General features: G+C 63.1%; 19 protein-coding genes and 1 tRNA gene. 13 read left to right on the top strand and 7 right to left on the bottom strand.

Going from position 1 to position 22,561, the window contains the following annotated elements; all coding sequences use genetic code 11:
* Nucleotides 1-92: 92 nt before the first annotated feature.
* The 3 genes from X750_RS141205 to tkt all read right to left on the bottom strand — a co-directional run bounded on the left by X750_RS141205 (nucleotide 93) and on the right by tkt (nucleotide 5,343).
* The gene (locus tag X750_RS141205) at nucleotides 93-1,979 is read right to left on the bottom strand and encodes a potassium/proton antiporter (RefSeq protein WP_023696439.1); all 1,887 of its coding nucleotides are present in this window, start codon (nucleotides 1,977-1,979) and stop codon (nucleotides 93-95) included.
* Nucleotides 1,980-2,185: 206 nt separating this feature from the next.
* A complete protein-coding gene (gene gap / locus X750_RS141200) occupies nucleotides 2,186-3,196 on the bottom strand; it encodes a type I glyceraldehyde-3-phosphate dehydrogenase (protein WP_023748339.1) in 1,011 nt (336 codons plus the stop codon).
* A gap of 155 nt (nucleotides 3,197-3,351) precedes the next feature.
* A complete protein-coding gene (gene tkt, locus X750_RS141195) occupies nucleotides 3,352-5,343 on the bottom strand; it encodes a transketolase (protein ID WP_023748340.1) in 1,992 nt (663 codons plus the stop codon).
* Nucleotides 5,344-5,616: 273 nt separating this feature from the next.
* On the opposite strand from tkt, the gene X750_RS141190 reads away from it, so the two are divergent.
* From X750_RS141190 to X750_RS141175, 4 genes are all read left to right on the top strand, one after another.
* Entirely contained in the window at nucleotides 5,617-5,889 is a 273-nt protein-coding gene (locus X750_RS141190) for a DUF4164 domain-containing protein (RefSeq protein ID WP_023670128.1), read from the top strand.
* 12 nt (nucleotides 5,890-5,901) lie between these two features.
* Nucleotides 5,902-6,267, top strand: coding sequence for a cell division protein ZapA (locus X750_RS141185; protein ID WP_023670127.1), 366 nt, complete (start codon nucleotides 5,902-5,904; stop codon nucleotides 6,265-6,267).
* A gap of 190 nt (nucleotides 6,268-6,457) precedes the next feature.
* A complete protein-coding gene (locus tag X750_RS141180; protein ID WP_023670126.1) occupies nucleotides 6,458-7,117 on the top strand; it encodes a peroxiredoxin in 660 nt (219 codons plus the stop codon).
* A 145-nt stretch (nucleotides 7,118-7,262) separates the two neighbouring features.
* Nucleotides 7,263-8,135, top strand: coding sequence for an MBL fold metallo-hydrolase (locus tag X750_RS141175; protein ID WP_023690091.1), 873 nt, complete (start codon nucleotides 7,263-7,265; stop codon nucleotides 8,133-8,135).
* A 300-nt stretch (nucleotides 8,136-8,435) separates the two neighbouring features.
* On the opposite strand, the gene rpoH is transcribed toward X750_RS141175, so the two are convergent.
* Nucleotides 8,436-9,347, bottom strand: a complete 912-nt coding sequence (gene rpoH, locus X750_RS141170) for an RNA polymerase sigma factor RpoH (protein ID WP_023670124.1) — start codon at nucleotides 9,345-9,347, stop codon at nucleotides 8,436-8,438.
* A 244-nt stretch (nucleotides 9,348-9,591) separates the two neighbouring features.
* Nucleotides 9,592-10,650: an RluA family pseudouridine synthase gene (locus tag X750_RS141165; RefSeq protein WP_023748341.1), complete on the bottom strand. Its 1,059-nt coding sequence runs from the start codon at nucleotides 10,648-10,650 to the stop codon at nucleotides 9,592-9,594.
* Nucleotides 10,651-10,676: 26 nt separating this feature from the next.
* Here X750_RS141165 and X750_RS141160 point away from each other — a divergent pair, with 26 nt between their 5' ends.
* From X750_RS141160 to X750_RS141135, 6 genes are all read left to right on the top strand, one after another.
* Nucleotides 10,677-11,057 carry a hypothetical protein gene (locus tag X750_RS141160; RefSeq protein WP_023748342.1) on the top strand — a complete coding sequence of 127 codons (381 nt, stop codon included), beginning with the start codon at nucleotides 10,677-10,679 and terminating at the stop codon, nucleotides 11,055-11,057.
* A gap of 13 nt (nucleotides 11,058-11,070) precedes the next feature.
* A complete protein-coding gene (locus X750_RS141155; RefSeq protein ID WP_023748343.1) occupies nucleotides 11,071-11,478 on the top strand; it encodes a VOC family protein in 408 nt (135 codons plus the stop codon).
* A gap of 92 nt (nucleotides 11,479-11,570) precedes the next feature.
* Nucleotides 11,571-11,645: transfer RNA gene (locus tag X750_RS141150), tRNA-Glu, on the top strand.
* 595 nt (nucleotides 11,646-12,240) lie between these two features.
* Nucleotides 12,241-12,822 (top strand): VOC family protein, encoded by a 582-nt coding sequence (locus X750_RS141145; protein ID WP_023748344.1) that lies wholly within the window; start codon nucleotides 12,241-12,243, stop codon nucleotides 12,820-12,822.
* 25 nt (nucleotides 12,823-12,847) lie between these two features.
* Nucleotides 12,848-13,729 (top strand): glutathione S-transferase family protein, encoded by an 882-nt coding sequence (locus X750_RS141140; RefSeq protein ID WP_023748345.1) that lies wholly within the window; start codon nucleotides 12,848-12,850, stop codon nucleotides 13,727-13,729.
* A gap of 220 nt (nucleotides 13,730-13,949) precedes the next feature.
* On the top strand, nucleotides 13,950-14,318 hold the full coding sequence (locus X750_RS141135; RefSeq protein WP_023690097.1) for a hypothetical protein: 369 nt from the start codon (nucleotides 13,950-13,952) through the stop codon (nucleotides 14,316-14,318).
* Nucleotides 14,319-14,453: 135 nt separating this feature from the next.
* Here X750_RS141135 and X750_RS141130 read toward each other — a convergent pair whose 3' ends face one another.
* Complete coding sequence (locus tag X750_RS141130) at nucleotides 14,454-14,669, bottom strand: hypothetical protein (protein WP_023690098.1); 216 nt, start codon at nucleotides 14,667-14,669, stop codon at nucleotides 14,454-14,456.
* A gap of 292 nt (nucleotides 14,670-14,961) precedes the next feature.
* Here X750_RS141130 and X750_RS141125 point away from each other — a divergent pair, with 292 nt between their 5' ends.
* Nucleotides 14,962-15,867 carry a DUF2865 domain-containing protein gene (locus X750_RS141125; protein WP_023737394.1) on the top strand — a complete coding sequence of 302 codons (906 nt, stop codon included), beginning with the start codon at nucleotides 14,962-14,964 and terminating at the stop codon, nucleotides 15,865-15,867.
* Between the two features lie 118 nt (nucleotides 15,868-15,985).
* On the opposite strand, the gene X750_RS141120 is transcribed toward X750_RS141125, so the two are convergent.
* Nucleotides 15,986-16,342, bottom strand: a complete 357-nt coding sequence (locus tag X750_RS141120) for a hypothetical protein (protein WP_023670115.1) — start codon at nucleotides 16,340-16,342, stop codon at nucleotides 15,986-15,988.
* Between the two features lie 188 nt (nucleotides 16,343-16,530).
* On the opposite strand from X750_RS141120, the gene X750_RS141115 reads away from it, so the two are divergent.
* On the top strand, nucleotides 16,531-21,003 hold the full coding sequence (locus tag X750_RS141115; protein ID WP_084567190.1) for a PAS domain-containing protein: 4,473 nt from the start codon (nucleotides 16,531-16,533) through the stop codon (nucleotides 21,001-21,003).
* Between the two features lie 496 nt (nucleotides 21,004-21,499).
* Entirely contained in the window at nucleotides 21,500-22,528 is a 1,029-nt protein-coding gene (locus tag X750_RS141110) for a substrate-binding domain-containing protein (protein WP_023670113.1), read from the top strand.
* Nucleotides 22,529-22,561: the final 33 nt, after the last annotated feature.

The following is a 22,561-nucleotide window of genomic DNA, read 5'->3' on the forward strand; positions in this document are numbered from 1 at the left end:
TGCAAGGCTTGAGCCGGGGTGCGAGCTAAATTTTGAGATCAAGGCGAAGGCTGTCGTGATGATGCGGGACGTCAGCGTGAACCGATCGCTTGTCAGCCTTCGGTCGTTATCTTTTCCGCCGTCGGCTCAAGGGCCTTCTCATTGGCTATCGCCTCTGCAGTCTGCGTCTCGGTCGGCTTGTGCCAGTTGCGGATGAAGGCGGAGACCCGATCGCCGATCTCGCCGGCGCTCAGGAACACCGGAACCCGCGCCACCGGCGCGGTCGGCTCGAAGGAGAGGCCGAGACCGGTGATCTTGCCCTTGTCGTCGACGTCGCGGACGATCAATTCGATCGGGCCGATCAGCACCCGGTCGGCATATTCGGCATGGCCGCCGAGCCGCGCCGTCACCAGCGCGCCGACGGTGAGCTTCTGCTCGGCTTCGCTCAATCCCGGAGTGTATGCGGCCTCGAGCTCTGCGGCCGAGCGGGCGGGATCGACGGCAAAGGCGCCGAAGAAGTCGGCATCCTCGGGGTCGACTACGGCGCGGCTGGCAAACAGCTTGTCAAGCAGGCGCGGATAGCGGTCGGGCACGAAGATGTAGACCTGGTCGCCGGCCGCGAGCCGGCCCATGTCCTGGAAACGCATCGAGCGGCCGTCGCGCAGCACCAGCGAGGGCCGTGCCCAGCGCGGGATGCGCTCGCCGCGCGCCACCGGGCTGCCGGGCGCGACGCGGTAGGCGAGCAGTTCGTGGTGGGCGGAGCCCGGCAGTTCGAGTTCGACCTTGTCGAGCGGCCCGAGTCTCGCCGGCACGATCAGGCCGAGCCGGCGCGCCAGCGGACCGACCGACCAGCCCTGCACCACCAGCGATACCAGCACGATGATGAAGGCGACGTTGAAGATGGTGCGGCCGTTCTCCAGTCCGCCGAGCAGTGGGGTGATGGCAAGCAGGATGGACACGGCGCCGCGCAGGCCGACCCAGGAGACGAAGGCGATCTCGGGACGCGGCAGGCGGAACGGGATCAGGCAGAGCCAGACGGCGACAGGGCGCGCGACAAACATCAGGAACAGGCCGAGCAGCACCGCCGGCACCATGATCGCCGGAAACTGCGAGGGTGTCGCGAACAGGCCGAGGATCAGGAACATAATGATCTGTGCCAGCCACGACATGCCGTCCTGGAAGCGCTTCAGGATGGTGACGGCGCGGATGTCGGAGTTGCCGGCAATCAGCCCGGCGAGATAGACCGCCAGGAAGCCCGAGCCGCCAATGGCGCCGGCGGCGGCGAACACCATCAGTGACAGGGTCAGCACGAAGATCGGCAGCAAGCCATGGTCGAGGTTGAGCCGGTCGACGAGGCGCACGATGCCGAGCCCGCCAAGCACGCCGACGACGGCGCCGAGCCCCATATTGAGGAGGAAGCCGAGGATCAGGTCGGTGACCAGCACATGGGTCTCGGGATTGGCGTGGGCGGCGATGATCTCGACCAGCGTGATGGTCAGGAAGATGGCGATCGGGTCGTTGGTGCCGGATTCGACTTCCAGTGTCGCGCGCACGCGCTCGCGCAGATTGATTTCGCCGGCGCGCAGCAGGAAGAACACCGCAGCCGCATCGGTCGAGGCGACGGCAGCTCCAAGCAGGAAGGATTCCAGCCAGCTGAGGTCGAGCAGGTAATAGGCGGCGGCGCCGAACAGGCCAGTGGTCAGGATTACGCCAAAGGTCGCCAGCGACAGCGCCGGGCCGGCCGCCTGGCGCAGCGCGTTGAGCGGCGTGCCGAAACCGGAATCGAACAGGATGACCGCCAGCGCCAGTGAGCCGGCAAAATATGCCACGCGCGCATTGTCAAATTCGATACCGAGACCATCGACGCCGCTGGCGAGGCCGATGCAGAGGAAGAGCAGCAGCAAAGGGGCGCCGAAGCGAAAGGCGATCAGGCTCGAGAACGCTGCGGCGACGACTAGCGCTGTGCCGACCAGCGTGACGAGATAGATCGCATGCTCCATCCGTGATTTGCCCCTCGAATTCCTCTTTCTACCGATTCACGGGAGAGTGGGGCGAAGGAATGGCCGGTGCAAGGCGCAAGGATGGCTTTTTGCCTTATGCCGCTGATTTTCCGGCGTTTGGCGGCTCGGCGCGCCTTGCCCGGCGCGCTGACGAAAAACGCCCGGGCACAGCCGGGCGTTCGAAGCTGCGAGACGATGCCTTCAGATCAGGCGATGGTCTTGCCGAAGGCGACCGAGGTGTCGGCCATGCGGTTGGAGAAGCCCCACTCATTGTCGTACCAGGACAGCACCGAAACGAAGTTGCCGTCCATGACCTTGGTCTGGTCGAGCGCCAGGATCGACGAGCGCGGATCGTGGTTGAAGTCGATCGACACATTCGGATGATGGGTGACGCCGAGAATGCCCTTCAGCTTGCCGTTGGAGGCAGCGATCACCGCTTCGTTTACCTCCTGCACGGTGGTGGCGCGCTTGGCGATGAACTTGAAGTCGACAACCGAGACGTTGGGGGTCGGCACGCGGATCGAGATGCCGTCGAGCTTGCCCTTGAGGTCGGGCAGCACCAGGCCGATCGCCTTGGCCGCACCGGTCGAGGTCGGGATTTGCGACAGGGCAGCCGCGCGGCCGCGGTAGAGATCCTTGTGCATGGTGTCCAGCGTCGGCTGGTCGCCGGTGTAGGAGTGGATCGTCGTCATCATGCCCTTTTCGATGCCGACGGTCTCGTGCAGCACTGCGGCCAGCGGCGCCAGGCAGTTGGTGGTGCAGGACGCATTCGAAATGACGATGTGGTCCTTGGTCAGCTTGTCGTGGTTGATGCCGTAGACGACGGTGAGGTCAGCACCTTCGGCAGGCGCGGAGACGACGACGCGCTTGGCGCCGGCGGTCAAATGCGCGGCAGCCTTGTCGCGGGCGGTGAAGATGCCGGTGCATTCGAGCGCGATGTCGATGCCGAGCTCCTTCCACGGCAGCTGCGCCGGGTCCTTGATCGCGGTGACCTTGAAGGTCTCCTTGCCGACGGTGATCTGGTCGCCCGAGACCGACACTTCGTGCGGGAAGCGGCCGTGCACGCTGTCATAGCGCAGCAGATGCGCGTTGGTCTCGACCGGGCCGAGGTCGTTGACGGCGACGACGTCGATGTCCTTGCGGCCGGATTCATGGATGGCGCGCAGGATGTTGCGGCCGATGCGGCCAAATCCGTTGATGGCAACTCTGACGGTCATTTTACTCTCCCTGGGAGCTGGAGGCGGCAGATGGGTCCGCAGCTTCATAGCGGCGGATGGCACAAGAATCCAGCCGCAGAACGCCGAATTTAAATCGATTAGGTTGGTCCAGCCCCGCGAATCCGCCTTGGAGGTGCGCGGGACTGACCCTGATCTTACTTGCCGTGCAGGCGGGCTTCCGCCGCCTTGGCCGCGGCTTCGGCGGTGATGCCGAAATGCGGGTAGAGCTGCTCGATGGTGCCGGAAGCGCCGAAGCCGGTCATGCCGATGAAGATGCCGTCGGAGCCGATCAGGTGATCCCAGCCCTGACGGATGCCGGCCTCGATCGCCATCTTGATCGGCGCGTTGCCGATCGTCTCCTTGCGATAGGCGTCGCTCTGCCGGTCGAACAGTTCGAAGCAAGGCACCGAGACGACGCGGGTCGGGTGCCCATGCTTTTCAAGCAAATCACGGGCGCCGAGCGCGATCTCGACCTCGGAGCCGGTCGCGAAGATCGTCACCGCCGCTTCGCCGCTCGCCGCGGCCAGTTCATAGGCGCCCTGGCTCGAGAGGTTCCTGGCCGAGTGCTCGGTGCGCACCGTCGGCAGGTTCTGGCGGGTCAGCGCCAGGGTGGACGGGGTCTTTTCCGATTCAATGGCAATCTGCCAGCATTCGGCGGTTTCCACCGCGTCGGCCGGACGGAAGACATTGTGGTTGGGGATGGCGCGGAGCGCCGCCAGGTGCTCGACCGGCTGGTGGGTCGGGCCGTCTTCGCCCAAACCGATCGAATCATGGGTCATGACGAAGATCGAGCGGATGCCCATCAGCGACGCCAGCCGCATCGACGGACGGGCATAGTCGGAGAAGCACATGAAGGTGCCACCGTAGGCGATGAGGCCGCCATGCAGCGTCAGGCCGTTGAGGGCGGCCGCCATGCCATGCTCGCGGATGCCGTAGTGGACATAGCGCTGGCCGTAATCGTCCGGCGTGATGTTCTTGGTCTGGCTGGTCTTGGTGTTGTTGGAGCCCGTCAGGTCGGCAGAGCCGCCGATGGTTTCCGGCACCGCGCCGTTGATGACTTCCAGCGCCATTTCCGACGATTTGCGGGTGGCGACCTTCGGCTTGTCGGCCGACAGCTTCTTCTTGTAGTCGGCAATGACGGCATCGAAATTCGACGGCAGCTTGCCGGCGAGGCGGCGCTCGAACTCGGCCTTCAGCTCGGGCTTGGCCTTGGCGAGCCGGCCTTCCCAGTCGGTGCGCGGCTTGACGCCGGCCTTGCCGGCGGTGCGCCAGGAGTCGAGAATGTCGGCCGGAATTTCGAAGGGCGGCGAGTCCCAGTTGAAGAATTTCCGCGCGCCTGCGATCTCGTCGGCGCCGAGCGGCGAACCGTGCGCCTTGTTGGTGCCGGCCTTGGTCGGGGCGCCGAAGCCGATGGTCGTCTTGCAGGCGATCATCGTCGGCTTGTCGGAATGGCGGGCGGCTTCGATGGCGTAGGCGATCGCCTCGGGGTCGGTGCCGTCAATGTGGCTGGCGTTCCAGCCCGAGGCCTGGAAGCGGGCGACCTGGTCGGTGTTGTCTGCAAGCGAAACCGGACCGTCGATTGAGATGTTGTTGTTGTCCCAGAAGACGATCAGCTTGTTGAGCTTGAGGTGGCCGGCCAGCGCGATGGCTTCCTGGGAAACACCTTCCATCAGGCAGCCGTCGCCGGCCAGCACATAGGTGTAGTGGTCGACGAGGTCGTTGCCGAAGGCGGCGTTCATGATGCGCTCGCCGAGCGCGAAGCCGACCGAATTGGCGAGACCCTGGCCGAGCGGGCCGGTCGTCGTCTCGATGCCGGTGGCATGGCCGTATTCGGGATGGCCGGCAGTCTTGGAACCCAGCTGGCGGAAATGCTTGATCTGGTCGAGGGTCATGTCCTCGTAACCGGTCAGATGCAGCAGCGAGTAGAGCAGCATAGAACCGTGGCCGGCCGACAGGATGAAGCGGTCTCGGTCCGGCCAATGGGGGTTCTTCGGATCATATTTCAGAAAGCGGGTGAACAGCACTGTGGCGATGTCGGCGCAGCCCATGGGCAGGCCGGGATGGCCGGACTGGGACTTCTCGACGGCGTCCATGGAGAGAAAACGGATCGCATTGGCCATCCGGTCATGTTGTTCACGCGACGTCATGGTACCTCCGGGGTGGGGATTTGTGGGCTTGGCAGAGCCCAGGAAAGAGTGCGCGACACATAGCAGCCACGGGCTTTTAGTCAACAAATCGGCTGCACATTTGCCGGTCTTGTGATGGCTTTGAGACCTTATGGGGCGACCTACATTAGCGTTAGCGGGGGACAGTCGCGAGAGCTTTGTTGACGTTGCCTTCACCCGGTGCCTAATGTTTCCTTGTTAACGCGTTCTGAACGCGAAGCGATTCGGTGATGGGCAGGGCACAGGACGAAGGCCATGACCGGCGAAACCACACTCAAGGAAGTCATCCACAGGCTGGGCAAGGCCATCGAGGGGCTGGAAAACGCCGTCGCGGCCAAGCTCGAGCACGAGCGCGACTATTCCGAAGCCGAGGCTGAGGTGCAGCGCATGAACGCCGACCGTTCACGGCTGGCGCAGGAACTCGACAATTCCGAAGCCCGCGCCGAACGGCTGGAAGATGCCAACAAGGAAGTGTCGCGCCGCTTGGTGACCGCCATGGAAACCATCCGCGCGGTGCTGGACAGGTAGGAGCTGCAGGCCATGGCACAGGTCACGGTTTCCATCGACGGCAAGCAGTATCGCATGGCTTGCGACGAGGGTCAGGAAGAGCACCTGATCGACCTCGCCGAGCGGTTCGACCGTTATGTCTCGCATCTGAAGGATTCGTTCGGCGAGATCGGCGACCAGCGGCTGACGGTGATGGCCGGCATCATGGTGATGGACGAGCTTTCGGAGCTGCAGAAGCGGGTCAAGGGCATGGAGACCGAAGTGCAGACGCTGCGCAAGACTCGCGACGAAGCGCTGACCAAGGCCGACAAGAACGACACCGTGCTGACCAGCGCGCTCGGCGCGCTCGCCCAGCGCATGGAAGACCTGGCCACGTCGCTGGCGGTCAACAAGGCCTGAGCCTTCCCCGCACAAACGAAAGATTGTCGGCCCAACGTCGGTCCGTAGAACGAAAGTGCTCGTTCCGTCGCCAATAATAGTTTCCTATTGTCCTGCAGCCGCGATTTTTGCGCTAAGATGCGGGAATGCCGGAGCGTTGACGCCGTCCACGGCCGCTCCTGACGAAATCTGTTGCTGGGGAAATAATGCCATGAGCCTTCGTATCAACGACATCGCGCCTGACTTCACCGCCGAGACCACGCAAGGGCCGATCAAGTTTCATGACTGGATCGGCGACGGCTGGGCGATCCTGTTCAGCCATCCGAAGAATTTCACCCCGGTCTGCACCACCGAGCTGGGCACGATGGCGGGGCTCGAAGGCGAGTTCAAGAAGCGCAACGTCAAGGTCATCGGCATTTCCGTCGATCCCGTTGCGAGCCACGACAAGTGGCAGGCCGACATCAAGACGGCGACCGGCCAGACGGTGAACTACCCGCTGATCGGCGACAAGGACCTCAAGGTGGCCAAGCTTTATGACATGCTGCCGGCGGGCGCCGGCGAGACGTCGGAAGGCCGCACGCCGGCCGACAACGCCACGGTGCGCTCGGTCTATGTCATCGGGCCGGACAAGAAGATCAAGCTGGTGCTGACTTACCCAATGACGACGGGCCGCAACTTCGACGAGATCCTGCGCGCGGTCGATTCCATGCAGCTGACGGCCAAGCACCAGGTGGCGACGCCGGCCAACTGGAAGCAGGGCGAGGATGTGATCATCACCGCCGCGGTTTCGAACGAAGATGCGGTCAAGCGTTTTGGCGCTTTCGAGACGATCCTGCCCTATCTCAGGAAGACCAAGCAGCCGTCAGCCTAGGTTTTCTCCGTCGGAGCTATTTGGGGCTTCAGTCCTATTTGTGGCAAGGCGTGCTTGACCGGCGCGCTTTGCCAGATGACCATGCTCTTGTTCAACCCGACGGAGAAAACGGTTCCTGTCGGGCAAGGGGCAGGGGGGCCGGACATTGGACATCGCTTCGGCCAAACCTGAGGTCGCCGGCTTCTACGACAAGCCGACCGGCGCCATCCAGTATGTCGTCACCGACCCGGTGACGAGACGCTGCGCCGTCATCGACCCGATCCTCGATTTCGACGAAAAATCCGGCGCGACGGCGACGAAGAATGCCGACGCCTTGCTGGATTTTATCCGCGAAAACGGGCTGGAGCTCGAGTGGATCCTGGACACCCATCCGCATGCCGATCATTTCTCGGCGGCGCACTATCTCCGGGAAAAGACCGGCGCGCCGACGGCGATCGGCGACAGGATCATCGAAGTCCAGGCGCTGTGGAAGGCGATCTACAACTGGCCGGATTTCCCCGCAGACGGCTCGCAGTGGGACCGGCTGTTTGGGGAAGGCGAAACGTTCATGATCGGCAACCTGCCGGTCAAGGTGCTGTTCTCGCCCGGCCACACGCTCGCCTCGATCACCTATGTCGTCGGCGACGCCGCCTTCGTCCACGACACGCTGTTCATGCCCGACAGCGGCTCGGCAAGGACGGACTTTCCCGGCGGCAGTGCCGCGCGGCTGTGGCATTCGATTGAGGGCATTCTGGCGCTGCCGGACGATACGCGCGTGTTCGTCGGCCACGACTATCAGGCCGGCGGCCGCGAGCCGTGCTGGGAGAGCACGGTCGCCGAGCAGAGGGCAAAGAATATCCACCTCGTTGCGGCGCGCAGCGAAGCCGAGTTCGTCGACTTGCGCGAAGCGCGCGACAAGACACTGCCGATGCCGCGGCTGATCCTGCATGCGCTGCAGGTCAACATGAATGGTGGACGGCTGCCGGAACCGGAGGCCAATGGGAGGCGGTATCTGAAGTTTCCGCTTGATGGGCTTTGAGAAGGCAGTGGCGAAGCTGCCGATCTCCCCCCTTGCGGGGGAGATGCCCGGCAGGGCAGAGGGGGNGGGGGGGTGCTGTCCCGCTGACCTTTGGCTGTGTGCTCGAACAATTCCAGGTTGGGGATAGTTAAAATCGCAAGCTGCGATCCGTCACGCCCCCCTCTGTCCTGCCGGACATCTCCCCCTCAAGGGGGGAGATCAGCTGTTGTCCGACTTTCGCTAACCGCCGACGGACGACAAAACAAAAAAGGCGGCGCCGGTTTCCCGACGCCGCCTTCTGTTCCTTAACCGAACCCAGCCTTAGGCCGCCGGCTGCGCCTCGATCGTGCGCAGCGCCTGCATCTGGCGCTTGGCGGCGGCCTTGACCGCGTCCTGCACCTTCTCGAAGGCGCGCACCTCGATCTGGCGCACGCGCTCGCGGCTGATGTCGAACTCGGACGACAGTTCTTCCAGCGTCAGCGGCTCCTCGGCGAGGCGGCGGGCCTCGAAGATGCGCCGCTCACGATCGTTGAGCACGGCCAGAGCGCCCGACAGCATGCCGCGGCGGTTTTCCAGTTCGTCCTGCTCGATCAGCATGTCTTCCTGGCTTTCGTGGTCATCGACCAGCCAGTCCTGCCATTCGCCGGATTCACCTTCGCTGGCGCGGATCGGCGCGTTCAGCGACGCGTCGCCCGACAGGCGGCGGTTCATCGACACGACTTCGGCTTCCGACACGTTCAGCCTGGTGGCGATCTCGGTGATCTGGTCGGGCTTGAGGTCGCCATCGTCCAGCGCCTGGATCTTGCCCTTCACCTTGCGCAGGTTGAAGAACAGGCGCTTCTGATTGGCGGTCGTGCCCATCTTGACCAGGCTCCACGAGCGCAGGATGTACTCCTGGATCGAGGCCTTGATCCACCACATGGCGTAGGTCGCGAGGCGGAAGCCACGCTCGGGTTCGAATTTCTTGACGGCCTGCATCAGGCCGACATTGCCTTCCGAGATCACTTCGCCGATCGGCAAGCCGTAGCCGCGATAGCCCATGGCAATCTTGGCAACAAGCCGAAGGTGGCTGGTGACGAGCTTGTGCGCAGCGCTGGTGTCTTCATGCTCGGCGTAACGCTTGGCGAGCATGTACTCTTCCTGCGGCTGAAGCATCGGAAAGCGGCGGATTTCTTCCAGGTAGCGGCTGAGGCCGCCTTCGCCGGAAACAATACTAGGTAGTGACTGGGCCATGATTGCGCCCCCTCTCTATTGGAGTGATGCCCCCGAAACGCGGCGGGCATGTGACGCGAGCACCAAAAGGCTCGCCCGCGGCAGCTGATTTATATAGGAACAAAACCAGAAAAGACAGGCATTTGTTCAACACGAAACAGTGTGTCACGCTGAAGTGAACAATGCCGCTCAGGTTTTAGCTGGCTTGTTTAGACGCAATTCCGGACGGAAAACCGTTTCACGCTTTTCCTGGAATTGCTCGGGTTCAGAGTTTGCGAAAGCCGCCGACGAGTTCCTCCATGTCCCCCGGTATCGGCGCCTCGAACCTCATCGATAAATGGGTAGCCGGGTGCCGAAATGCAAGGAGCCAGGCATGCAAAGCTTGCCTGGAAAATGCCTTGACCTGACCCTTCAGCCGCTCGGGCAGCCGGTTGGCCTTGGTGCGGAAGGCCTGGCCGTAATCGGGGTCGCCGATGACGGGATGGCCGATATGGGCCATGTGGACGCGGATCTGGTGGGTGCGGCCGGTTTCCAGCCGGCATTCGACCAGGCTGGCGGTGGCGAACGCCTGCTGGCCCTCGCCGAAACGCTCCTTGACGGTGAAATGGGTCACGGCGTGGCGGGCATCGTCACGGCCTTCCGGCACGACGGCGCGGCGCACGCGGTCGGCGGCACGGCCAAGCGGCGCATCGACCGTTCCGGCCGGCCGCGACGGGATTCCCCAGACCAGCGCCAGATAGGCACGTTCGAGGTCGCCGGTGCGGCCGTGGTCGGCAAAGGCCTCCGACAGCGCCTTGTGGGCGCGGTCGGTCTTGGCCACCACCATGACGCCGCTCGTTTCCTTGTCCAGCCTATGGACGATGCCCGGCCGCCTGACGCCGCCAATGCCGGAAAGACTGTTGCCGCAGTGGTGGATCAGGGCGTTGACCAGCGTGCCGGTCCAGTTGCCGGCGCCGGGATGGACGACGAGGCCGGCCGGCTTGTTGATGACGATCAGCTCGTCGTCCTCATAAAGCACGTCGAGCACGATGGGCTCGCCTTGCGGTTCGGCCGGTTCCGGCTCGGGCATGACGACCGATACGCGCTCGCCGGCACTCATCTTGCGCTTGGTCTCGTCGACCGGCTTGCCGTCGATCGAAACGGCACCTTGCCGGATCAGCATCTGCACCCGGCTGCGCGACATGTCAGGCCCGAGGGCGCTCGCCAGCCACTGGTCGAGGCGCTGGCCGGCCGCTTCCGCGCCGGCTTCGAGCACGGTCGGCGCCGCCTCTATGAATTGTCCAGCCTCTATCAATTCAGGGGTCTCTTCGCTATGAGCGCTCATCGAAAAAAGTTCCGGAAAGTTCTGCCATGGCCCGGCCCGTTGCCGATGAAGAAGAAAAGCCGCTCGATCCCGAGATCGAAAAGGTGCGCGGCAGGCTCATCCGTTTCATGGCCATCAATCTCGGCCTGCTTTTGCTGGCCCTTATGGTGGTGATCGCGGCCATTGTCTACAAATCGCGCAAAGCGCCGCCCGCGAACCCGCCGCTCGCCAACGACATTCCAATTCCGCCCGGCGAGCCGCTCGCGGCCGACATAGTGCTCCCGGTCGGAGCCAAGGTGATCAGCCAGGCTCTGTCGGGCAATCGAATTTCAATCGACGCCGAGCTCAGCGACGGCAGCCGCACCATCTTCGTCTACGACATCGCCGAGCGCCGTATCATCGGCCGCTTCGCCATCCGCAACAAATGAGCGGGCCGAAACAATGACCGGGTTTGCCGACCATCGCCGCATAGCAACCGTTACGCTCGTCGTCGCCGATTATGACGAGGCGATTGCCTGGTATGTCGGCAAGCTTGGCTTTGCGCTCTGCGACAACATCGATCTCGGTGACGGCAAGCACTGGGTGACGGTGACGCCGTCGGCCGGGCAAGGCCCCCGGCTGCTTTTGGCGGAAGCGTTGGACGATGTGCAGAAAAGCCGCGTCGGCGACCAGACCGGCGGCCGCGTGGTTTTGTTTCTCGAAACCGACGATTTTGCCAGGGACCATGCGACGATGCTGGAAAACGGCGGCGATTTCCATGAAACGCCACGCCATGAGCCGTACGGCACCGTGGCGGTTTTCGCCGATCTCTACGGCAATCTGTGGGACCTGATCGAGCCGAAACGCTAAGTCCGCAAACCGAGATTGCACAGAAGCGGTCCGGCCGTTCGAAGCCCAGTTGCTTTTTCCAAACCGTCAGCCTATATCGCCGGTTCTTGAACGCGCCCATCGTCTAGCGGTCAGGACACCGCCCTCTCACGGCGGGAACAGGGGTTCGATTCCCCTTGGGCGTACCAAGCAACCGCTTTCCTTCCGCATCATCGACAATTTCGGGCAGCAGCCGCGCGGATCGCGTGTGACCGCGAGGGTCGGCGGCATCAGCGAAAACCCGGCAAATCCGCGTCACAGATACACCCAATTTAAGTCAGACCGCGACGCTTGAAAGCGTAGCGATCTCTGTTACTTGCGGTGCGGGGATAGCATCTGCGGCAACGCGGATTTGGTTGGGCATAGCAGGTATGAGTTCGGCAAAAATGATATGCCCGTGCTGTCACGGCAGCGGGCAGGTTTTCGATTGCTTGAAATGGCGTGAGTCGAAAGGGCATTGCTGCCCGCAAGGCACGCATCGGGCCGGCTGTCCCGGGCAGACCATGGCATGTGCCGAATGCGCGGGCCTGGGTACCCTGGCGGAGGCCGAACTCAGAGCCGTTGCGTAGCCTCAGGTCATGCAACCTTAAGCCTCTTTCACCATCCAGCGCCGGCAGTCTCCGCGAGCTTCTGGCGCGGCGCTGCCAATTGCACTAGCATCACTGTACGAAGCCTAGCCAAAGGGCTCTTTGCGGCGCGCAAGACGCCGGGGAACATAGGCGAGGGTCGGCGAGGAGGAGACCGATGCAGAAACTGCAGTCGCAGGGCGTCCATCACATCACCCTCGTCGGCGCCGGCCGCCAGACCTCGATCGATTTCTGGGAGGGCGTGCTCGGCATGCCATTCATTTTCGAGCAACCCAATCTCGACAAGCCAAGCGAAAGCCATCTCTATTTCGATCCCGGCGACGGCAGGTTGATCACCGTCTTCACCGACGAGAGCCGCACGCCGGTCAAGCGGCGCACGCCCACCGAACCGGGCTGCGTCCATCATATTGCGTTCTCGGTGTCGCGCGTCACTTTCCTGCAGGCGGTCGCCCGGCTCGACGAACGCGCCATCAAGCACAGCGGCGTCAAGGATCGCGGCTTCATGGATTCGATCTATTTCGAGGATCCGCTCGGCCTGTTGATCGAGCTGGCGTCCTACCGCTTCGAGCCGCCGGCCGGCTTCACCCACGCCGATGTGCTGATGCAGGCGCACAAGCTGCGCGTTGTGCGCGGCGACTACAACATCGCCGAAGTGCACCTTGCCGACGCAATCCAGACGCTGGTCGAATGGTCGCGCGCGACCTTGTCAGACGACCGGACGCCGAAGAATCCATACTGACGGCCAGCAAAAGGGGAGGACCACAATGGCAAAGACAGTTAAGAGCGCTGGCAAACCAGCGGCCAAGCCAGCAGTAAAAGAGGCAGTGAAGCCGGCGGCAAAAGCGGCCGTAAAGGCCGCGCCGAAGGCAGCCGCAAAGCCGGCCGCCAAAACCGCGACGAGGCCGGCTGCCAAGAAATCCGCGCCGAAGGCCAAGGCCGCGAAAAAACCGGCGCTGAAGCTCTCGATGCTGAAGCCAAGCGTCAACAACATGACCGTTCGGGTGTTTGCCCGTGCAGCCGGGTTCGACGCCGCCGAGACCGACGCCTGGGGCCACACGCGGTCGCCGGAATATATGGCGCGCAATCCGGCGCATCTGACGCCGATGATCGAGGACAAGGGGCTGCCGCGCGGCGTGCTGTGGGAGAGCTGTGCCATCATGCAGTATCTCGCCAACAAGCACGGGCTGGAGAAATTCTATCCCAAGGCACCGGCCAAGCGGGCGATGGTCGACAGCGCCATGTTCTACCTGATCGGCACGCTCTACCCGTATGTGGCGCGCGCCACCTATCCGGCGCTGGGTTTCCCGCACTATGCCGGCGAGGTCGGCCATAGCGACGCTCATCCGGAGAAGAAGTCCGAGGCGCAGAAGGCCGCCATGGCGGCGATTGCCGAGCCGCTGGAGGTGTTTCACTCCTTCTTCAGGGACGGCAAGCCGTTCATCGGCGGCAAGCACCCGTCGATCGCCGACATACGCCTGGCATCGACGCTGGAGTTCCTGGCCGTCATCGACTATGCGCTGCCAAAATGGGCCAAGGAGTATGTCGCGGCGATGGAGAAGAAACTCGGCCAGGCCTATGCCGAGCCGGCCGGCGATGTCAGAGGCTACATTGCCTATGTGAAGTCGCAGGCCAGCGCGCAACGCTAAGGATTCATTAACCAGAACGCTGTCTATTGAAGGCACCGCGCGACCACGGATGTACTGGCGCAAGGGTGAAGGGAAAGGTCGGCGCAATGCCGGCCTTTTGCTTTTCGCCGATGCGCCATCAGGCGCGTCTCATGCTGTAAAGTCCGACATCAGGCATATTGCCATCGTCTGCTTCGACCCTACCATCATGGTCGGCGGACGACACACGAGGAGCTTTGCGATGAAGGGCGTAGCGAGAGTGTTTGCGATTGCCGGTGTTGTGTTGGTCGGAGGCTACCCGTGCAATGCCGCGCCGCTCGACACGATGGCGGAGGTCGGCGATGCCATCCAGGCGTGCTGGACGCCGCCGGCGGGTGTTGGAAATGCCAGCGTCACCTTGAGCTTCAGCTTCAAGCGCGACGGCACGCTGATCGGTCCGCCGCGGCCGACGGCGATCAAGGTCGATGGCGATGCCGATACCAGGAAGTCATTCGTCGACGCCGCAACCACTGCCCTGCAAAAGTGCCTCCCGTTGAGCTTCTCGCCGACGCTGGCGCAAGGCGTCGCGGGCAATGTCTTCACCGTGCAATTCGCTTCGCCCAAGCAGTAGGCGAGCGGGCGAGCGTTTCACCGTTTTCACAGAAACGGCGACCCCCTCTCTCGTTGTCTTGACGCAATTCCCAGGGGAAAGCGCTACGCGCTTTTCCCGGAAAAACGACTCACACTTTTCCTGAAGTTGCTCTGATCAGTTGTGCGGGCGTCTGATATCGACATGCCGCTGCAGTTCCGGCGTCTCGAAGACGTAGTCGGCCCAGGCGGATTCCGGAATCTGTCCGGCCAGATAGCATTCCAGCAACAGGCTCTGTTCGGGATCGAGCGCTCTCGGCGCCCGCTCATGGTCCAGCCCCAGCGAGTGGAACAGGTTCCTGGTCAGGCCAGAGACAGTGAAGTGAATAGACATCTTCGTCTCCTTTGCCCGACACAACGCGAGACACCGGAGAAAGGTTTCATCCGCAAGGGCCCGATAACGCGGGATCGATGATTGCGGCGGCCCGGGCTCGCCCGAGCCTGGCCTCGTCGCAATCTTGAAACAAAAGTGTAATAGCGAATTTACAGGAACCGGCATAATACACTCGGCATAAAATACCTGGCGGTTGCTGGCGTCTCTTGAATTAGACTTACCTCACGCATTGAGGCTCAATCGGCTGGAGCGGCGATCGGCTCCACAGGGGTACAAGGACCAGGTGTCGCCGATGATGCGTTTGTGGCTTGTCGTGACCTTTGCACTGGTGTCGGCAAGCGTCCTCGGCATTTCGGCTTCCCTTGCCGATCCATGCGCCGCGCTCAGGAGCCAGCTGGCACCGTCCGGCCGCAGCGGCGGGATCAGCTCCGAGCTTGCGCAGCTGCGTCGCCAGCTTGCGGCGATCCAGGGGCTGGAGAGGCAACGCCGGTGCACGGCGCAAAGTGCGGTGGGGGGCTTCTTCAATGCTTGCGCCGACCTCGCCAAAAGCCGCACACAGGTGCAACGCCAGATCGCCGGCGCCGCGATTTCGCGCCGGGATGCGTCCGGACTGCAGGCCAGGCTCGTCGCGCTCGGCTGCACGCCCGCCGCCGGGCAACAAAGACAGCGTCCGGCTGGCGCCATGATCGGCAGCAATTCGATGCTGTTTTGCGTTCGTCTCTCCGACGGCTATTTCTTCCCGGCGCCGAAATCGCAGTTCGTGCAAGGCGGCGATGTCAAGGAGATGGTCGATCAGTGCCGCTACATCTGCGACGATGCCGGCGTCGACCTGTACACGCTCAGTGATCCAAGCCTTGAAACCGAAGAGATGGTCGCGCTCGATACGCGCACATCCTACAAGGACCTGCCGACGGCCTTCAAATATCGCAATGATGCGAACTTCAGGGCCTGCGACCTCAAGCGCTATCACCGGCGCGTTGCCGAGCTGAGAGCGCGCACGGTGACGCCAGCCAATATGGCCAACGCGATCATTCCTTTGCCGTCAGCGAAGCCGGATCTTGGCACCGTGGCGCAACTTCTCCAGCCTGGCGCAGACGCTGCAGAGGCCAGGGGCGCCGCCCAGCGACAATCGGTCGAGCCATTGGCCGGCTCGCGGCCGGTCAGGGTGGTCGGGCCGGCTTTCTTCCCGGCGGAGTAACCTGCGCCTAGAGCGTTTCACCGTTTCACCGAAACGGCGAACCGCTCTATGTCTTTGTTTTACGCAATTCCGGACGGAAAACCGTTTCACACTTTTCCTGGAATTGCACTAGTACCAGCTATTCGCAAACCATCCTGTAGCGTTTGCCGGGTTCGCTGACATTCTTGCAGGTGAGCGGATTGGCCGGTTCGGAAGCCATGCTGGGAGGGCTGGACCTGACGTGCCGCCTTGGCGCAGCTATTTGTGTCGTGTGCCTGCGTGCCGCGGGCCGGTAGGGCTCCTGCGGCGGCGGCGTCGGAAACACACCGGCTGCCGCTTGCATCCGGCTGGCCTCAGTCTGCGACGGATCGCGATCCCAGACCCGCCTGATATCGAGCGGCTTCGGGATCACCACCGTGCCGTCATAGCTGCGTGCGCAGCCGCTGCCCGCAAGCAGCGCCATGCACAGGAAACAAGGCACGATCCAACCGGTCATCAGCAACACCCCCGCCGACTTATAGCCCGGCCGGGGTTCCGCCGACAACCGGCGGAATACCGCAGGGCAATGTGGCTCTGGCCGCAGTCTGGATTGGTTATGGTTAGCGGATCATTAATGCTTCTCGGGCACATTCCGCCGGCGAACCGCTGAGGGGGTTCGGCCTTGGCTTTCGGGGTGGGAACGGGATGGCTGACGGGACTGTTGGAACACGCGGCGGACGCGGTTCCCGAAAAGGGGTGGTGAACGGCGAGGATACGTCCGTCGGGGGTTCGCCCGAAGCGCTGCGCGAACTGGTCGGGGCCGGCGCCGACTGGGTCTGGGAGACCGACGCCGAGCTGCGCTTTTCCTGGCTTTCGGAGAACTACCAGGCCGCCACCGGCATCGATCCCGCCAGCATTCTTGGCCGTTTCCGCTTCGATTTCCTCAAGCAGATGGTGCACGGCAATCGACACGCCGCCGCGCATCTGGAGGATCTGCAGGCGCATCGGCCGTTTCGCGACTTTGTTTATGAGTTGAAGGGCGGCCGTCCCGGCTGCCGCTGGGTTTCGATCACCGGTTCCCCGCGGTTCGACGGCGAAGGCGAATTCATCGGCTATCGCGGCATCGGCCGCAACGTCACGGCACTGGCCGGTGCGCTGGACGAACTGCGGCAGGACGAGAGCGATCCGCCGGCCGGCGAGGCTACGCAGCACCTCGCCGATCTCGAGCGGACAATGGATGCCATGCATATGGGCGTCGTGGTGCTTGACGCGAAGTTCGACACGCTCATCGTCAACAAGGCCTATCGCGAGCTCTCCAGGATTCCCGACGGCGCCGTCACGGTCGGCGCGCCGTTCAGCCTGTTGATGGAACTCAACCGCCGCAACGGCATCTACGGCGATCTCGATGAACAGCAGTGGCAGCACTACCTAGCCACCCGCATCGAGGAGATCAGCGCCGGCTCGGTTGCGCCACGCGAATTTCTCCATGCCAATGGCAGGACGATGATGTTCTCCGTGACGGCGTTGTCCGGCGGCAAGCGGCTGTTGACCTACTACGACGTCTCCGAGCTCAAGCGTCGCGACGCCGAGATCGAGAGTGCCAACGCCAAAATTACGGAGACCTTCGCCAATCTTCGCACGATGGTCGACCAGATGCCGATCGGCGTGCTCGTCCTCGATGCGGAGATGCGCGCGGAGGTGATCAACCGCGCCTTCTATGATTTCTGGGAAATCGATCCCCGACGCGCCGGCATCGGCTGCGGCTTCCGCGAACTGATGCAGGCCAGCCGCGATATGGACCCTTACGGTGCTGACGATGCCGAATGGCAGGGCCACATCGCCGAGCGCGAAGCAGAAATCTCGGCCGGCCTGGTTGGCTCCAGGCAACTGCCACGCAATGACGGCCGTACGCTGATTGCCTCGCTGGCGCCGCTCGCCGGCGGCAAAAGGCTGATCTCCTATGTCGACGTCACCAACATGAAGGATCGCGAGGCTGAACTCGCCCAAGCGCTGGAGAAATCGCGGCTGGCCGAGGCGGTGATCAACGGCGTCAAGGACCCGATCTTCGTCAAGGACGACAATCTGCGTTTCGTCTTCGTCAATGAGGCGTTTTCGGCACTGTTCGGACAGAGCCCGCAAGCGATGCTGGGCAGGCCCGGCGGCGACTTCCTCAAGCAAAAGGACGCCGCGCAATTCGAAGACAGCGAACGCGCCGTGCTGGCGACCGGCACGCCCTACGAGGTCGAGGAGACTTTCGACGCCGAGGGCGCCAGCCGCTCGCGCATCGTGCGCAAGAACCGCGTCGGCATACCCAGCGGCCGCAACTATGTCGCCGGTTTCCTGTTCGACATCTCCGACATGAAGCGCCGCGAGACCGAAGCCGAGGACGCCCGCAAGAACCTCACCACGGTGCTGGAGTCGCTGCCGGCGGCCGTCATCATCTATGACCGCGACGACAAGTTCGTCTTTGCAAACCGCAAGCTGCAGGACACGCTGCCGGAGCTGAAACCGGCATGGCAGCCCGGCCGCAGCTTCCGCGAGGCCCTGGAACTCGGACATTCGGTCGGCTATTTCCGATCGAGCGGCGATCGAGAAATCGATAGGCTCTATGAAGGCGACCCCGATGTCTGGCTCAATGCCATCCTCGCCCGCTATCGCCTGCCCAACTCGTCCTATGAGCGCCTCAATGCGGACGGCCGCTGGTATCAGGTCTACGATATGCGCACCGAGGACGGCACCTTCATCGGCGTGCGCGTCGACATCTCGGAGATCAAGAGCCGCGAAAAGGCGCTGCAGGAAAGCATGCGCCAGATCGACCTGTTCCGCCACGTCATGGACGAACTGCCGGTCGCCGCCTTCATCAAGGCGCAGGATCTGAGCATGGAATTCGTCAACAAGGCCTGGTGCGCGCTGACCGGCATCCCCAAGGAGGAAGTCATCGGCCGGACCGATCTCCAGCTTTTCGGCATCGACGACGCCGAAACCTACACCCATGACGACACCGAGGTCGTCGTCACCGGCCGCGGCCGCGAGATCGAGGAGCCCGTTACCCATCGCGACGGCACGGTGCGGCAATTGATGACGCGCAAGAGCCGGCTGGTGGCGCTCGATGGGTCGGTGCACCTTGTCGGCTCCAGCACCGACATCACCGACGTCAAGGCGCGCGAGCAGGCGCTGGAAGAGAGCATGCGCGAGAACGAGGTGTTCCGCAATCTCATCGACAACGTGCCGGTGTCGATCTACGCCAAGCGCTCCGACCTCAGGCAGTTCTACGTCAACAAGGGCTGGTGCGACCTCACCGGCCTCCGCAGGGAAGACGCGATCGGCAAGACGGACATCGAGATTTTCGGCGAAGACGGCGAAGCCTTCGTCAACAGTGATCTCGCCGTGCTGCGCACAGGCGATACACAGGAGATCGAGGAAACGGTGACGCTTGCCGACGGCAGCGTGCGCCACCAGTTCGCCCGCAAGGGCGCGATGATCGCGTCCGACGGTTCGCTCTATCAAAAAAAAAAAAAAAAAAAAAAAAAAAANCACGAGATCCGCACGCCGATGAACGGCGTACTCGGCATGGCCGAGTTGCTGGCCAAATCCGACCTCGATCCCAAGCAGAAGACGTTCACCGATATCATCGTCAAGTCGGGTAACGCGCTCTTGACCATCATCAACGACATACTGGACTTCTCCAAGATCGATGCCGGACAGCTGGTGCTCGACCCTGCGCCCTTCAACCTGCCCGAAGCGATCGAGGATGTGGCGACGCTGATATCGACGCGCGCCAAGGAGAAGGACCTCGAGCTCATCGTGCGCGTCGAGCCGGGCCTGGAAAGCCTGTTCGTCGGCGATGTCGGTCGCGTCAGGCAGATCGTCACCAATCTGGTCGGCAACGCGGTGAAGTTTACCGACGAAGGCCACGTGCTGGTCGACGTGACCGGACAAAGGGGGCCGACGGGGACAAAGCTTACCGTTTCGGTCACCGACACCGGCATCGGCATTCCGCAGCAGAAATTAAAGCTCGTCTTCGAAAAATTCAGTCAGGCCGACACCTCGTCGACCAGACGCCACGAAGGCACAGGGCTCGGGCTCGCCATCACCTCGCGGCTGGTCGAGTTGATGGGCGGCGAGATCGGTGTCGAGAGCGCCGAAGGCAAGGGCTCGACCTTCTGGTTCACCGTGACATTGCCCAGGGCCGAGGAACAGACCGGACGGCGGATCATGCCGGTCGACGTGACCGGCTCACGGGTGCTGATCGTCGACGACAATGCCGTCAACCGATCGATCCTGAGCGAGCAGATGGCGTCATGGACCTTCGATTCCTGCGCCGCCGAAAGCGGACCCGAAGGGCTCAAGGTGCTGGTCGCCGCGGCTGCCTACGGCGTGCCGGTCGACTGCGTCGTGCTCGATTATCAGATGCCGGGGATGAGCGGCGCCGAAATGGCGCGCGTCGTGCGCAACACCGCAGGGCTGGCCGACACGCCGATCATCATGCTGACCTCGGTCGACCAGTCGCTCGCCAACACCAGCTATCGCGATCTCGGCATCGACGCCCAGCTGATCAAGCCGGCGCGTTCCTCGGTGCTTCTGGAAACGCTGGTCGCCACCATCCAGCGGCACCATCACAATATCACGGACGGCCGTGTGCTGCCGGCGGCAAGCAGCGGTTCCGGCGGCGGCAGGAACGAACCGTCGCCGGCAAAGCCGCCGCTCGCTGCATCGGAACGCGCCTTGCTGCAACCGCCGCCGGTTCGTGCCCGCGCCCGGGCCGCCGGGGATGAACGCCGGCTCGACATTCTCGTTGCCGAGGACAATGAGGTGAACCAGATGGTGTTCACCCAGATAATCGGCGAAACCGGCTACAGTTTCGAAATCGTCGGCAACGGCCGCAAGGCGCTCGACGCCTTCGGCCGGCTTAATCCGCGCATGATCCTGATGGACGTCTCGATGCCGGAGATGAACGGGCTCGAGGCCACCGCCGCAATTCGCCGGCTGGAAGAACATACGGGTATGCATATCCCGATCGTCGGCGTCACCGCGCATGCCTTGAAGGGCGACCGTGAGCGCTGCCTGGAAGCCGGCATGGACGACTATCTGCCCAAGCCGATCAGCCCCAGGGCGCTGCTCGAAAAGGTCGAGCGCTGGGTCGGCATATCAGGCGAAGCCCAACGAGACGCTGGATAGCAACCTGCGGCGCCGCCGGGATTCGGCCGCGCCGCAACAGCCAAGGATATGGTGCGATCGCACCATATCAAAGCTGGCGCCCAGTCAGGACAATGGTCGCAACGAAACCGCTCATTCAGTTACGGGCGGGAGCAAGCGACCGCCGACAAGAAACAGCGTCGAATCTACCCCAACGGACCTGTTTTTGGCGATGGCTCGGCCAAGATTCGCTCTGGTCACGGGCAACGCGCTCCCGTCCGGTTTTTCTTTCTCGGCATCGCGGCCTGCGGTGTGCCGGGACTTGATGCCAGCACGAATTGCGCAAGCGTCTGATTCCAGCGGCAACTTCCATTCCCACAAACCGGCTTAAAGGGTGCGGCCCACAAGACGTCTGTGCGACGTTACCGGGCTGACACGAAACTGTCATGCGACTGTAATAATCGAAGGCTATTGGCCTCAGCGGGCGCCGGTTTGAAGAGGGCGCCAAGAGACCATCTTCCGAACAGGAGCAGGCCACATGAAGAAATTCCTCGTTACGGCATCGGCCGTGGCGGTAGCGTTCGCCGCATCGTCCGGTGTCGCCGCTGCGCGTGACCAGATCCAGGTCGCCGGTTCGTCGACCGTGCTGCCTTACGCCAAGATCGTCGCCGAGCAGTTCGGCGAAACCTTCACCAACTTCAAGACCCCGGTGGTCGAGTCCGGCGGCAGCGGCGCCGGCATCAAGGAGTTCTGCAAGGGCGTCGGCGAAGACACGATCGATATCGCCAACTCCTCGCGCCCGATCAAGAAGGACGAGCTGAAGTCCTGCGCCGACGCCGGCGTCAAGGACGTCCAGGAAGTCCGCATCGGCTATGACGGCATCGTCTTTGCCACCGACATCAAGGGTCCGGACTGGGCGCTGGTTCCCGCCGACATCTACAAGGCGCTCGCCGCCAAGCTGGTGGTCGACGGCAAGCTGGTCGACAACCCGAACACCAAGTGGAACCAGGTCAATCCGAAGCTGCCCGACTGGGATATCGCCGCCTATATCCCGGGTGAGAAGCACGGCACCCGTGAAGTGTTCGAGACCAAGCTGCTCGACGCCGGCTGCGACAAGGCCGCTTTGAAGGCTGCCGGCATCGCCGACGACAAGGAAATCGGCAAGACCTGCATCGCCATCCGCAAGGACGGCAAGGCTGTCGACATTGACGGCGACTACACCGAGACGCTCGCCCGCATCGACTCCAACAAGACCGGCGTTGGCGTGTTCGGCCTCGCCTTCTACGAGAACAATGCCGACAAGCTGAAGGTCGCTACCGTGGAAGGCATCGTGCCTTCGACGCAGACCATCGCCGATGGCACGTACCCCGTGTCGCGGCCGTTGTTCTTCTACGTCAAGAAGGCGCATCTGGGCGTCGTTCCCGGCCTCAAGGAATATGTCGAGTTCTTCCTTGATGACCAGATGATCGGCCCGGAAAGCCCGCTCGCCCAGTACGGCCTGGTTTCCGCTCCCGACGCCGAACGTCAGGGCCAGCGCGACGCCTTCGCCGCCGGAAAGACAATGTAATCAACGGACGGATCAGGGCGCGGATGAACTCCG

Source organism: Mesorhizobium sp. LNJC391B00 (assembly GCF_000502535.1).
In the GTDB taxonomy this organism is placed as follows: Bacteria; Pseudomonadota; Alphaproteobacteria; order Rhizobiales; family Rhizobiaceae; genus Mesorhizobium.